Here is a 13,374-nt window from a genome sequence, read left to right as displayed (position 1 = left end):
AGGAGCGTTATATGAAGAAGAAATTATGTTTAATTTTTTGTATCGTGTCATGCATTCTGATGATGGCAGGCTGCAGTTTAAGCCTTACAAAGACAAACAAAAATTTTGATAAGGCAACACTTGAAAAAAACGCTGATTCATTTGTAAAAAGCTGGTTTAGTTATGATTTTGAGAGTGCAGTCAAATCAATGAAAGAACAGTCAACGGAAGTTGATGAGGACACGGTCAATCAGTATAAAGAGTCTGTACAGTTGAAAAAAGAATATGGAAAACAGGGTAAAAAGGTTGATACTGATTTCACTATAAGTAGTGATTCTGCAACAGTTGTAGAGACATATACTACTTCATCAGGAAAGAAACTCATATTCTCAGTAACATATGATGAAAAAGGTCAGACATCTTCTTGGAAAGTAGAAGAGTATACAAGTCTTGGTCAGAAAATGTCAAAAGCCGGACTTAATACTATTCTTAGTATGGCAATCGTATTTGCGGTTCTTATATTTATCGCACTTATAATTGCACAGTTTAAGCACATTGCTAATTTCCAGAATGGTGCAAAGAAAGAAGAAGTTAAGGCAGAACCTGTTGTTGAGACAGCACCTGTTGCTGTTGAAGAGGAAAATCTTGTTGATGACTTAGAGCTGGTTGCTGTTATTACGGCAGCTATCGCAGCAGCAAGTGAGACAGAGTCAGCAGACGGTCTTGTTATTCGTTCAATTATTAGAAGATAAGAAAAATAAATGGAGGACAAATTCATGAAAAATTATACAATTACCGTAAATGGTACTGTTTATGATGTAACAGTAGAAGAAGGAGCAACAGGAGCAGCAGCTTCAGCTCCTAAGGCAGCACCAAAGGCAGCTCCTAAAGCAGCACCAAAAGCAGCTGCACCGACAGGAGCAGCAGGCTCAGTTAAGGTAAATGCACCAATGCCTGGTAAGATTTTATCAGTTAAGGCATCAGCAGGACAGGCTGTAAAGAAAGGTGAAGTTATTTTAATTCTTGAAGCTATGAAGATGGAAAATGAAGTAGTTGCACCACAGGATGGTACAGTAGCAAGCATCAATGTAGCAGCAGGAGATTCAGTAGAAGCAGGAGCAGTACTTGCAACATTAAACTAGGAGGGACTGACTTTGGATTACGTTATTACAACGCTTGAGAATCTTGCAGGTCAGACCGCGTTTACATCACTTACATTAGGAAATTACCTTATGATCGTGGTTGGCTGTATCTTTCTCTATTTAGCGATTAAAAAAGGATACGAACCATTATTGTTGGTACCTATCGCATTTGGTATGATTCTTGTAAATATTTATCCTGATATCATGGCAGATCCTGATAGTACATCAAATGGTGTCGGAGGATTATTACATTATTTCTATATACTTGATGAATGGAGTATATTGCCTTCACTTATTTTCTTGGGTGTAGGTGCGTTGACAGACTTCGGACCACTTATTGCAAATCCTGCAAGTTTCCTTTTAGGAGCTGCAGCTCAGTTTGGTATTTTCTCAGCTTACCTTATAGCAATCCTTTTAGGATTCAATGATAAGGCAGCCGCAGCAATATCAATCATCGGTGGTGCTGATGGTCCTACATCAATTTTCCTTTGTGGTAAATTAAAGCAGACTGAGTATATGGGACCTATCGCAGTGGCTGCATATTCATATATGTCACTTGTTCCTATTATTCAGCCGCCTATTATGAAGCTTTTCACAACAGAGGATGAGCGTAAGATTAAGATGTCTCAGCTTCGTCCGGTATCAAAGCTTGAGAAGATTTTATTCCCTATTATCGTTACTATTATTGTTTGTCTTCTTCTTCCAACAACAGCACCTCTTGTAGGTATGCTTATGCTTGGTAACCTCTTTAAAGAGTCAGGAGTGGTTAAACAGCTTGCAGAGACAGCTTCAAATGCTCTTATGTACATCGTAGTTATCTTACTCGGTACATCAGTAGGAGCTTCAACAAGTGCAGAGGCATTCCTTAAAGTTACAACATTAAAGATTGTTGCACTTGGACTTATTGCGTTCTGTGTAGGTACAGCAGCGGGAGTTCTTTTCGGTAAGGTTATGTGTAAGGTTACACACGGAAAGGTAAACCCATTGATTGGTTCAGCAGGTGTATCTGCCGTTCCTATGGCTGCCAGGGTTTCACAGAAAGTTGGTTCGGAGGCAGATCCGACAAACTTCCTTCTCATGCATGCGATGGGACCAAATGTTGCCGGTGTTATCGGAACAGCAGTTGCTGCCGGTGTATTTATGGCAATATTCGGAATTTAATACTATTAAGGAAGTTCACCATCTATATTGCACAGAGCAATAATGGTGGGGGATTTCCTTGATTCATAAAAGATGTTGAAGCGGATATTATATCCGTTTTGGCAGTTCGCTTAACTTAAAAATATAGGAGGATTATCATGGCAGATATAGAAAAGAAACCATTAAAGATTACGGAGACAGTTCTCCGTGATGCGCATCAGTCTCTTATTGCTACCCGTATGACAACAGAGCAGATGCTTCCGATAGTAGATAAAATGGATCAGGTTGGATTTCATGCAGTAGAGTGCTGGGGTGGTGCAACATTTGATGCTTCACTTCGTTTCCTTAAAGAAGATCCATGGGAGAGACTTCGTAAATTAAGAGCTGGATTTAAAAATACAAAACTTCAGATGTTATTCAGAGGTCAGAACATCTTAGGTTACAACCATTATGCAGATGACGTTGTAGAATATTTTGTACAGAAGTCAATTGCAAATGGTATTGACATTATTCGTATATTCGATTGTCTTAATGATCTTAGAAACCTTAAGACAGCAGTTAATGCAGCAAATAAAGAAAACGGTCATGCTCAGATAGCACTTTCTTATACATTAGGTGATGCTTATACACTTGATTACTGGAAAGATATGGCAAAGCAGATTGAAGATATGGGTGCAAAATCACTTTGTATCAAAGATATGGCAGGTCTTTTGGTTCCTGCAAAGGCTACAGAGCTTGTTCAGGCACTCAAAGAGTCAGTTAGCATTCCAATCGACCTTCATACACATTATACATCAGGTGTTGCTTCAATGACTTATATGAAGGCTGTAGAAGCAGGATGTGATATTATTGATACTGCTATGTCTCCATTCTCAATGGGTACAAGCCAGCCTGCAACAGAAGTTATGGTTGAGGCATTTAAGGGAACTCCTTATGATACAGGTCTTGATCAGTCTAAACTTGCTGAAATCGCTGATTACTTCCGTCCAATGCGTGAAGAAGCTCTTAAGAGCGGTCTTATGAATACAAAGGTGCTTGGTGTTAATATCCAGACACTTCGTTATCAGGTTCCTGGTGGAATGCTTAGTAACCTTGTATCACAGCTTAAAGAGATGGGACAGGAAGATAAGTATGAGCAGGTTCTCGAGGAAGTGCCAAGAGTACGTAAAGATTTTGGTGAGCCACCACTTGTTACACCTTCATCACAGATAGTAGGTACACAGGCCGTACTTAACGTAGTATCAGGTGAGAGATATAAGATGGTAACTAAAGAGTCTAAGAAACTTCTTTCAGGAGAATTTGGACAGACTGTTAAGCCATTTAACCCTGAAGTACAGAAGAAATGTCTCGGTGATGATGCAAAGGTTATTACTTGTCGTCCGGCTGACCTTATTAAGCCGCAGCTTGCTGATATTGAGAAAGAGATGGCTCAGTACAAGCAGCAGGATGAGGATGTGCTTTCATATGCATTATTCCCACAGGTTGCTACAGAGTTCTTCAAATACAGAGAAGCTCAGCAGAATAAGGTTGACGCTTCAGCAGCGGATACAGAAAACAAGGCTTATCCGGTATAAATAATGAACCCTGCGGGTTCATATTAGGAGTTTCAAAGAAACTCAATTATGTGTTGAAGTTGAAGGTTTCATCTTAGAAGTTTCTAGCGAAACTTCGTTACGATAATAATAAATAGTACGCCAGACATTGATTTGTCTGGCGTGTTTTAAAATTAAGCAGTAGTTAAGAATTTTAAATAATATATAAACTGCAGTATATGTTAAGCAGAAGTTTGTAAGACTATCATAAAATATGATTGAATTGTGCAATTATCATAGCCTGTATTTAGTTTTGCAATCATTTGGTATGTTAAGCAGAAGGAGGAATATATATGCAGATTGTTTCTTGTCTTTTAAACGCAAGTAATGGTTTTATGGGATTTTATGGATTTCCGGGAATGTTTTACAGGATGGATCCGACATATTCACTTGTTATAATAGGTGCAGTTATCTGTATGATTGCATCTGCAAATGTAAACAGAGCATTTAGAAAATACAGCAGATATGGCAGTAAAAGAGGAATATCAGGTGCACAGGCAGCACAGCAGATATTAAATGATGCCGGGATATATGATGTGCAGATAAGACATATTTCCGGGGATTTGACGGATAATTACAATCCCGGAAACAAAACACTTAACTTATCAGACAGTGTATATGGTTCCACATCAATAGCAGCAGTTGGTGTTGCAGCACATGAATGCGGTCATGCGATACAGCACAATGTAGGTTATATACCTATTAAGATAAGAGGGGCGATTGTCCCAGTAGTCAATTTAGGCTCAAAGCTTTCATGGCCTGTTATAATATTGGGTGTTATATTGGGGTCATTTAATATGTTAAATATTGGAATTTTGCTTTTTGCTTTGACACTTGTTTTTCAGATAGTTACATTGCCGGTTGAATTTAATGCTTCATCACGTGCACTAAAAATTCTTGACAAAAGTGGAATGTTGTATAAAGATGAAGTCAGAGGAGCCAGAAGAGTGCTTACAGCAGCAGCGATGACCTATATTACGGCAACTGTTTCAACACTTCTTCAGCTTCTAAGACTTGTGCTGCTTTTCGGAAGAAGAAATGATGATTAGTACAACGTAAATTAAACTTTTGATACATTGGGCAGGAATATGTCGGAAATGTTGATTGACATATTGCTATAAGACTTGATAATATAAATACAGGTATATAAATAAATTTTACAAAGTGAAAATATTTTTGTAAAGAATTAAAGATATAAATTTAAAGATTGAAATATGAAAATGGAGGATGTAATGGACAACTCAGCTTTGAAGGGTGAATTGATAAACGGACTTGCGGAAGCGTTCAATGAAACACAGAGTCAAAAAACAGAGGGTTCAAGATTTAATAAAGCAACCGGAACCTTAATGGCATCAAATACATTTATAAATCTTGCATTAAGTTATGTTGACGGTGACGGATACATGAAAGGAAAGGTTTATAAGTGCAGTCATGTAGAGAATGATCATGTAAGGATTATAGGTGAAAGCGGCAAGGAAATCCAGGTTAATATAAATGACCCGGATTTTTCATTTAAGATAAATCCGCAAAAGGCAGAAAAATAATATGGCGGAGAACGGACACAGTATTGAAGAGAGAGTTGAACTCTCTCTTTTATATGATTTTTATGGCGCACTGTTAAAGGATAATCAGCGCCGCATGTTTGAAGCAAGTATACTTGACGATTATAATCTTTCAGAAATTGCAGAGGATGAAAATATTACGAGACAAGGTGTGCATGACGCGATAAAGAGGGCATGTAAACAGCTTCGTGGATATGAGGAAAAACTTGGTCTTGTTGCAAAATTTGAGAAACAAAAGGAACTCGTAAAAAGGTTACATGTTATTCTGAAAGAGATGAATACAGATGATGGGGAACTTAAAGAAGTTTTTTCTATTATTGATGAAATATTAGATGAAGAATAAAAAACGAAACATTTGTCAAGAAAAAAACTTGACAAATGTTTTTCGCTGTAATATACTATTCAAGGTGTCAGAGAGAAAGTGTTCTTTTTATGATATCTGACAAATATTAGTCAAGAGGAGGTTATTATGGCATTCGATAGTTTAACAGAAAAATTACAAAATGTTTTTAAGAACCTTCGTAGTAAGGGACGACTTACAGAGGCAGATGTAAAAGCTGCTTTAAAAGAAGTTAAAATGGCTCTTTTGGAGGCCGATGTTAACTTTAAAGTAGTAAAGAATTTTGTCAAGACAGTTCAGGAAAGAGCTGTGGGACAGGATGTACTAAACAGTCTTACACCCGGACAGATGGTAGTCAAGCTGGTTAATGAAGAGCTTGTTAATCTTATGGGAAGTGATACTACCGAGATTACTCTTAAACCATCAAGTGAGATTTCAGTTATACTTATGTGTGGTTTACAGGGTGCAGGTAAAACAACGACGACAGCAAAGATTGCAGGTAAGCTTAAGAAAAAAGGCAGAAGACCTCTGCTTGCCGCATGTGATATTTATCGCCCGGCAGCTATTGAGCAGTTGCAGAAAAACGGTGCAAAGCAGGAAGTTGAAGTGTTCACAATGGGAACAAACCACAAGCCTGTTGATATTGCGAAAGCGGCTATAGAACATGCATCAAAAAACAATCTTAATGTTGTTATTCTTGATACGGCAGGTCGTCTTCATATAGATGAGGATATGATGGCTGAGCTTCAGGAGATAAAAGAGAACATAGAGATAGATGATACTATTCTTGTAGTTGATGCCATGACAGGACAGGATGCGGTAAATGTTGCAACTACGTTCAATGAAAAGATTGGTGTTGACGGAGTTATTCTTACAAAGCTTGACGGTGATACAAGAGGTGGTGCGGCTCTTTCAATCAGAGCGGTTACAGGAAAACCTATTCTTTATGTAGGTATGGGTGAAAAGTTGTCAGATTTGGAACAATTTTACCCCGACCGTATGGCTTCAAGAATTCTTGGTATGGGTGATGTACTTACACTTATTGAGAAGGCAGAGGCGGAGATAGATCAGGACAAAGCTAAGGAGATGGAGCGTAAGTTCCGTAAAGCTGAATTTGATTTTAATGATTTCCTTGATCAGATGGCGCAGATGAAAAAAATGGGCGGCATTCAAAGCATTTTGAGCATGCTTCCCGGAATGGGACTGCCTGCTGATCTTGAGATAGATGATGACATTTTTAAGGGGATAGAAGCTATTATTTATTCTATGACACCTGAGGAAAGAGGAAACCCGGCTATTATAAATCCATCAAGAAAGCGCCGTATTGCAAAGGGTGCAGGTGTAAATATTGCAGAGGTAAATAAACTTATGAAGCAGTATGAACAGTCAAAGAAGATGATGAAACAAATGTCAGGAATGATGGGTGGCAAGGGAAAGAAAAAAGGTAAATTTTCAATGCCGAAATTACCTTTTGGCTTTTAAATTGTTTTCAGATTTTACATTTGTGCTGTGCACAAGCTAAGATATGTGGAATTTGATATAGATGAATTATTTTAAGGAGGTGAAAACATGGCAGTAAAGATCAGATTAAGAAGAATGGGTAAGAAGAAAGCACCTTTCTATAGAGTAGTTGTTGCTGATTCAAGAAGTCCTAGAGACGGTAAGTTCATCGAGGAAATCGGTACTTATGATCCAAATCAGGATCCTAGCGTATTCAAGTTTGATGAGGAGAGCGCTAAGAAATGGCTCGCAAATGGCGCAAAGCCAACTGAGACAGTAGGCAAGCTTTTAAAAGAGGCAGGTATCATGGAGTAATTTCCTGATATAGTTTCATGACGGACAGGCAGTTTTAAGACTGTCTTTTCGTCGTTTATAAACTGATTGCCAAAAAGAGGAGGTTTCAGGTTTATGAAAGAATTAGTAGAGGTTCTTGCAAAATCCCTCGTTGACCATCCGGAGCAGGTAACTGTTACAGAGACTGAGCAGGATAATGAAATCCTTTTGACTTTGAAGGTTGCTTCAGAAGATATGGGAAAAGTTATTGGAAAACAGGGACGCATTGCAAAAGCAATACGTGCTATGGTGAAAGCGGCGGCTTCACGTACTGATAAGAAAGTTATTGTTGAGATAGAACAATAATACAGTAATAGATATTAGCCTGTACCATCTTGGGTATGGGCTTATTTTGTATAGTAATCTTTATGATGCAAGGGTCAAAAGCAATGAAGCAATCCGTGGCATTAGTTGGGGTAAAAATACTTTTTGCACCAACATCATCTTTGTGGAAAGTGTAAAATCATATGGAGGAAATATGACAGATTTATTCAGAGTAGGAGTTATAGCGAATACGCATGGTGTCAGGGGAGAGGTAAAAGTTTTCCCGACTACACAGGAACCGGAAAGATTTAAAAAATTAAAAGATGTTATTTTGGATACCGGAAAAGAAAAAATAGATCTTGAAGTTAAAAGTGTGAGATTTTTCAAAAATCTTGTTATTGTAAAATTCAAGGGAATTGATAATATAAATGATATAGAAAAATATAAAGGCTGTGACCTTTATGTGACAAGGGAAAATGCAATACCTTTAGAAGAAGGTGAGGTTTATCTTGCCGATATTATGAACTCAAAAGTTGTAACGGAAGACGGAGAAGAATTCGGAGAACTTGTGGATATACTTGAAACAGGTGCAAATCTTGTGTTTGTTGTCAAACATGATGGAAAAGAAGTTCTTTTGCCGGATATTCCGGATTGTGTAAAAGAAGTGGATGACGAGAATAAAATAATAACAGTTCATATAATGAAAGGATTGCTTGATTTATGATGAATTTTCATGTAATGACATTATTTCCTGATATGATAAATAATGCTATGTCAGAAAGTATAACAGGAAGAGCAATAAAAGCGGGGCATATAGCTGTAAATGCCGTAAACATAAGAGACTTTTCAGAAAATAAGCACAACAGGGTCGATGATTATCCTTATGGCGGAGGAGCCGGGATGGTTATGCAGGCAGGTCCGGTTTACAGGTGCTATAAGGCTATAGAAGAAGAGATTTCGACCGGAAGTGTTGTAAATGCTGGTGAAGACTTAGCAGATGAAAATAAAACGAGAGTAATATACCTGTCACCACAGGGAAAAACATTTAATCAGGAAATGGCAAAAGGGTTCGCAAAAGAAGAAAATCTTATATTTCTTTGTGGCCATTATGAGGGCATAGACGAGAGAGTTCTTGAGGAGATAGTTACTGACTATGTCTCAATAGGAGACTATGTGCTTACGGGTGGGGAACTTCCGGCACTTGTTATGATGGACACAATATCGAGACTTGTTCCGGGTGTTTTAAATAATGACATGTCGGCGCAGACAGAGTCATTCACGGACAATCTTTTAGAATATCCTCAATATACAAGACCTGAAAACTGGGAGGGAAAACTTGTACCGCCTGTGCTTTTATCGGGAAATCATAAGAAACTTGCCGAGTGGTACAGAGAACAGTCTGTTATCAGAACAGCAAAAAGAAGACCTGATTTAATAGAAAAAGCTGAGCTTACACCAAAGGAGCGTGAACTTGCTGAGAGGATAATGTCAGTGGAAAATGAATGAATTATTTGAAAAACGGCTGTATAAAGCCGGGCTGTTAATAGGTGCAGGTGTCATATTGCTGCTATGTATAATAAAGGTTTTGCATATTGATATTCTGCATATTATAAGGTGTTCATTTCATGCACTGACCGGACTTTACTGCCCGGGGTGCGGCGGGACGAGAGCAGTTGTGTATTTGTTTAAAGGAGAGATATTAAGGTCTTTTCGTTTTCATCCTTTTGTGTTATATTGTATATGTTTTTACATATTATTTATGGTAAAAGGAACATGGGCATACATATTTAATCAAAACAAAGGATATATGAAATTTAGAATGTGGTATGTGTATGTCGGAGTGGCTGTGCTTTTGGTACAGTTTTTAGTCAAGAACTATCTTTTGATAGTTTGTGGAATAGATTTATTAAAATAAGTTTGTGTCTGTGCACACCTGACACAAATTGTTATGTGTAAAGAATTTTGCTATGCATAAAGAATGTGTGCAGAAATGAGGATTATATATAATGGATAATGAAAACAACAAGGTTTCTTTGGAAAAAAATGATAACGAAGTAACTAATAACGAAAATGCCGGTTCGTATAATAATGCTTACAACGGAAATCCGAATCAGGATAATTTAAATCAGTCTGACAATCCATACAATGATGGTCAGAATTTAAATCAAAATAATTTTGACGGTATGGGAAATCAGAATGGTTCATGGAATAATGCCGGATATCAGAATGTAAATGGGCAGCAGTCAAGCAATAGCACTTTTAGTCCGTCAGGATTTGCAATAGCATCTCTTGTGCTTGGTATTTTATCAATAGTATGCTGCTGTGCATGGTATATTTCAGGAATATTTGCGATTCTTTCAATAGCATTTGCAATAATTGTACTCACAAAAAATAAGCCCGGAAGAGGCATGGCAATAGCCGGTCTTGTATGTGCTGCAATCGGTATTATTATAGCTATCGTTATGTTGGTTATGGTAGTCGTAGTCGGAACGAGTATGTCGGCTGATGATTATAAGAGCATTATTGACAATATAAATAGTATGGAGTAGTGCGGAAGTAAATAAATATAAGAGTTAATAAAAAACTGTCTCAGTCTATGGATGAGGCAGTTTTTTGTTTAATATCATACAAAAATTAAATCTATATATAAAATGTAAATGTTGTTTTTGTTGGGATGGCTGTTACAATGAAGGAGCAAAAAAGTAAACGGTAGAACATAAGTACCTTGACAAATAAGGATGGTCACTTTTTTGACCATCCTATTTGTCAGTTCCTTTAACAGGCTTTCGGATATGTTCCGGCAATGTTTCTGACCATGGCAACAAGGCTTTCAAAGTTTTCTAATCTTTGAATGGTTTTTAGACTAACACCACTTTTTTCGGCTAATTGTTGTTGAGTATATATTTCAGCTCTTGCCTCTTTCAATCGCAATGAAAAATTAGAAAGGTTTTTTTTGAATTTCGCATATTCTCTTACATCTCCTTTTTGAAAAGTATATCACAATAATGCTTTAAAGTAAAGAAAAAGTGAATTATCATATACTCATGATTGAGTATATGATAATTTGCAATGTTCTGATAGGATAGAGATGAAGGGAGGACATATTTGAAGGCTTAATGGTTTTATGAAGGATTTATGACAAAGGCGAATAAAAAATGTTGTGTTCGAGCAGTTAGGAGACGGTAAAGAGTGAGATACTATGAATTGGTAGTTAGTGGCGCAGAAGAAAAGATAAAGAGATTGTTACAAGATAAGGAGCAACTATGAATAAGATACAAGCAAAAAAGAAAATTATAGAATATTTTAAGAAGAACTTTATTGAATATAGGTTTCTGTATGAAGAAAGCAAACCTGTAATGCTGTAATTATGTATATTTATGGAGGCATAAATTATTATCTTGCTACAAAAGTGGCAATAGATCATGAACTTATGGGAAAACCAATATTGGGAATAGACGATTAGAAAGTTTGACAAGTGTGGAGTTACCAAAGGAGGACAAAATGGAAAAAAATAATTTTATTGATGAATTTATTCCGTCAAAAGATACAAGAGCGTACCTTCATAGCATACATTATGAATTCACGGACTTGGAAAAGGCTACTATAGTTGCAAATCACATTATGATTTCATATGAGAAAAAAGTAAAATGGTTAAATGAATTTATGGGAAATTTATCTGATGCCACATTAAAAGAAAGAATATCAAAGGCATTAATTCAGATTAAAAAGGACAGGAAGTATTACAGAAAGAGTAATACTGCATCAGGGGCATTGGCTTATAATGAATCACTGTTTGACTTTGTATTTATTCCACACGATTTCAGACATGGCGATATAGTGAGAAGTCTTTATGGAGGCTGGAATACAAACAAGTTATGTGAAAAAGTAGGAATAATACTCTGTTATTCTGATAAGGAATATGAGCTTTATAAAAAGCTTAAAGGGGACTATTCAGATGTTCAGGTTTGCGTAGATATAAAATTTGACGGAGTAGCTTATCAGGGAGAGTTTGAACATGAACACATTAATCCAATATATATAGAACGTATGACTTTGAATGAAAAAGATGAAAGAAGGGCGTATCTCAACTATCTAACGAATCTTTACAGTAAAAAGAATATTATGATTGAAGTAGGTGATAAGCCTGAATATACAGGAGGCTCAGATGATTTATTAGAGCAAAGATATCTTGATAAGTATATTCCGGTTCGAGATGATGCTTCAGGTATTTGGTGTGTGCAGACGGGACATGGTTTTGAAAGTGGAGAGGTTGATTGTATTGCAGCGGAGTTCTCTGGCATGGGCTTAACATACCATTTCATGTATAATGGAGAGATGGATTACGTCCATGGATTTGCTGGTGTGTTAGCTATTGTTTTGAAAGATCCGGAACACGTAGATATAGTGACGGACTATGGTGAATATTCAGAACAGGAGATTCAAATGATTAAAGCAATAAAGAGGGCAGTATCATTTGTAAATTCACATCACAGACCTATGACCAATGTAGAGTTGCGTAAAAACAGGGAAGAGATGGACAATACGACATGTTCATAGCATTAAAAAAGGTTTTCATATTGAGATGTTTTTAAAAAATATGTGCATCAAACAGAAAAAAACGAGTTTTATTGTAATGGAGAAGCTGTAACATATGGCAATCCGGGTGTGGAAGTTGAATTTAAAAATATTCAGCACACATATGAATTGTTTTTGTTGCTTGGAAATTATTGGGGAGGATGGAACTCGACTCCGACTTCAAACGAAATGTATTATATAGCAAAGGAATGGGAGAGTAGATTTGCTGCTAAAATAATTGAGATATCATACGATAGCGTAGGTTTTCGATTTGGCAGAGTATTATTCAACATCCAATGAAAAGGAAGGAGGAAAATTATGAGCTTTATTATATCTGGAGATACGCACGGAACTATTGATATAGGCAAGATTGTTAAATTCTTTGATGAGCATGAGGATGAATATACATCGGAAGACTATCTTGTGGTATGCGGTGACATAGGTGTATGTGGTTTTTCAACATCAGAAGAGGCTGAAACCAGGAGTGTATTTAGAAGTCTTCCTGTTACTACATTAATTTGTGGATGGGAATCATGAAAATTTTAAACAACTCAATGCATATGATGTTGACATATGGAATGGCGGTAAAGTCCACTTTATTGAGAATGAAATAATCCATTTGATGAGAGGACAGGTTTTTGAGATAGATGGGACACGCTTCTTTACATTTGGTGGAGCCTATAGTATTGATAAGATGTTAATGAAAAGTTTGTGATCCGTTTCAAAAAGAACCGTAATGTTATTTATAAAGGCAAAACTCAAAATATTATGGATGTTGCAAACAAGTATAAGGGGAATTACCGGATTGGAAAAATACTTTGCTGCATTCGATAAAGTAATAATAACAATAGGTAATTGCGAAACTCGCTAAGCTTGTTTGCAATCTTAACTGAAAATAGGGATGAATTTGTGAAAAGCACAAATTCTAAGCTGAAAAGTTGACAACT

The 13,374-nt window shown here is 36.8% G+C and carries 18 protein-coding genes; 17 read left to right on the top strand and 1 reads right to left on the bottom strand.

Translation table 11 applies throughout. From position 1 onward, the window contains the following. The first annotated feature begins 11 nt into the window (after positions 1–11). The 14 genes from ACZLXV_RS07930 (at position 12) to ACZLXV_RS07865 (ending at position 10,401) form a co-directional block, all read left to right on the top strand. A complete protein-coding gene (locus ACZLXV_RS07930) occupies positions 12–731 on the top strand; it encodes an OadG family protein (RefSeq protein WP_022225072.1) in 720 nt (239 codons plus the stop codon). A 24-nt stretch (positions 732–755) separates the two neighbouring features. After that, a complete protein-coding gene (locus ACZLXV_RS07925; protein ID WP_482383049.1) occupies positions 756–1,121 on the top strand; it encodes a biotin/lipoyl-containing protein in 366 nt (121 codons plus the stop codon). Between the two features lie 12 nt (positions 1,122–1,133). Beyond that, on the top strand, positions 1,134–2,282 hold the full coding sequence (locus ACZLXV_RS07920; protein WP_022225074.1) for a sodium ion-translocating decarboxylase subunit beta: 1,149 nt from the start codon (positions 1,134–1,136) through the stop codon (positions 2,280–2,282). 137 nt (positions 2,283–2,419) lie between these two features. After that, positions 2,420–3,835, top strand: a complete 1,416-nt coding sequence (locus ACZLXV_RS07915; protein ID WP_482383048.1) for an oxaloacetate decarboxylase subunit alpha — start codon at positions 2,420–2,422, stop codon at positions 3,833–3,835. A gap of 353 nt (positions 3,836–4,188) precedes the next feature. Further along, the gene (locus ACZLXV_RS07910) at positions 4,189–4,902 is read left to right on the top strand and encodes a zinc metallopeptidase (RefSeq protein WP_482383084.1); all 714 of its coding nucleotides are present in this window, start codon (positions 4,189–4,191) and stop codon (positions 4,900–4,902) included. A gap of 183 nt (positions 4,903–5,085) precedes the next feature. After that, a complete protein-coding gene (locus ACZLXV_RS07905) occupies positions 5,086–5,397 on the top strand; it encodes a hypothetical protein (protein ID WP_482383047.1) in 312 nt (103 codons plus the stop codon). 1 nt (position 5,398) lies between these two features. Beyond that, positions 5,399–5,758 carry a YlxM family DNA-binding protein gene (ylxM, locus tag ACZLXV_RS07900; RefSeq protein WP_482383046.1) on the top strand — a complete coding sequence of 120 codons (360 nt, stop codon included), beginning with the start codon at positions 5,399–5,401 and terminating at the stop codon, positions 5,756–5,758. A gap of 126 nt (positions 5,759–5,884) precedes the next feature. Beyond that, a complete protein-coding gene (ffh, locus tag ACZLXV_RS07895; protein ID WP_022225079.1) occupies positions 5,885–7,237 on the top strand; it encodes a signal recognition particle protein in 1,353 nt (450 codons plus the stop codon). 87 nt (positions 7,238–7,324) lie between these two features. Then, positions 7,325–7,570 (top strand): 30S ribosomal protein S16, encoded by a 246-nt coding sequence (gene rpsP, locus ACZLXV_RS07890; RefSeq protein ID WP_022013948.1) that lies wholly within the window; start codon positions 7,325–7,327, stop codon positions 7,568–7,570. Between the two features lie 93 nt (positions 7,571–7,663). Continuing rightward, complete coding sequence (locus ACZLXV_RS07885; protein ID WP_022225080.1) at positions 7,664–7,894, top strand: KH domain-containing protein; 231 nt, start codon at positions 7,664–7,666, stop codon at positions 7,892–7,894. A gap of 172 nt (positions 7,895–8,066) precedes the next feature. Continuing rightward, positions 8,067–8,576, top strand: a complete 510-nt coding sequence (gene rimM, locus ACZLXV_RS07880; protein ID WP_022225081.1) for a ribosome maturation factor RimM — start codon at positions 8,067–8,069, stop codon at positions 8,574–8,576. Beyond that, complete coding sequence (trmD, locus tag ACZLXV_RS07875; protein ID WP_482383083.1) at positions 8,576–9,358, top strand: tRNA (guanosine(37)-N1)-methyltransferase TrmD; 783 nt, start codon at positions 8,576–8,578, stop codon at positions 9,356–9,358. The genes rimM and trmD overlap by 1 nt, the downstream gene beginning before the upstream one ends. Continuing rightward, entirely contained in the window at positions 9,351–9,767 is a 417-nt protein-coding gene (locus tag ACZLXV_RS07870) for a DUF2752 domain-containing protein (protein ID WP_482383045.1), read from the top strand. Before trmD ends, ACZLXV_RS07870 begins: the two co-directional genes overlap by 8 nt. A 91-nt stretch (positions 9,768–9,858) precedes the next feature. Further along, complete coding sequence (locus ACZLXV_RS07865; RefSeq protein ID WP_482383044.1) at positions 9,859–10,401, top strand: DUF4190 domain-containing protein; 543 nt, start codon at positions 9,859–9,861, stop codon at positions 10,399–10,401. A gap of 226 nt (positions 10,402–10,627) precedes the next feature. On the opposite strand, the gene ACZLXV_RS07860 is transcribed toward ACZLXV_RS07865, so the two are convergent. Continuing rightward, a complete protein-coding gene (locus tag ACZLXV_RS07860) occupies positions 10,628–10,777 on the bottom strand; it encodes a helix-turn-helix domain-containing protein (protein WP_482383043.1) in 150 nt (49 codons plus the stop codon). 576 nt (positions 10,778–11,353) lie between these two features. Here ACZLXV_RS07860 and ACZLXV_RS07855 point away from each other — a divergent pair. The 3 genes from ACZLXV_RS07855 to ACZLXV_RS07845 are packed head-to-tail and all read left to right on the top strand — an operon-like array spanning position 11,354 to position 12,964. Continuing rightward, positions 11,354–12,409, top strand: a complete 1,056-nt coding sequence (locus ACZLXV_RS07855; RefSeq protein ID WP_482383042.1) for a hypothetical protein — start codon at positions 11,354–11,356, stop codon at positions 12,407–12,409. Positions 12,410–12,451: 42 nt separating this feature from the next. Continuing rightward, a complete protein-coding gene (locus ACZLXV_RS07850; protein ID WP_482383041.1) occupies positions 12,452–12,727 on the top strand; it encodes a DUF4253 domain-containing protein in 276 nt (91 codons plus the stop codon). 18 nt (positions 12,728–12,745) lie between these two features. Next, positions 12,746–12,964: a hypothetical protein gene (locus tag ACZLXV_RS07845; RefSeq protein ID WP_482383040.1), complete on the top strand. Its 219-nt coding sequence runs from the start codon at positions 12,746–12,748 to the stop codon at positions 12,962–12,964. The last annotated feature ends 410 nt before the right edge of the window (positions 12,965–13,374 follow it).

The sequence above is a fragment of the Butyribacter sp. genome (genome assembly GCF_056818865.1).
The sequence above is the reverse complement of the archived record's forward strand: the minus strand, read 5'-3'. Positions and strand labels throughout refer to the sequence as shown.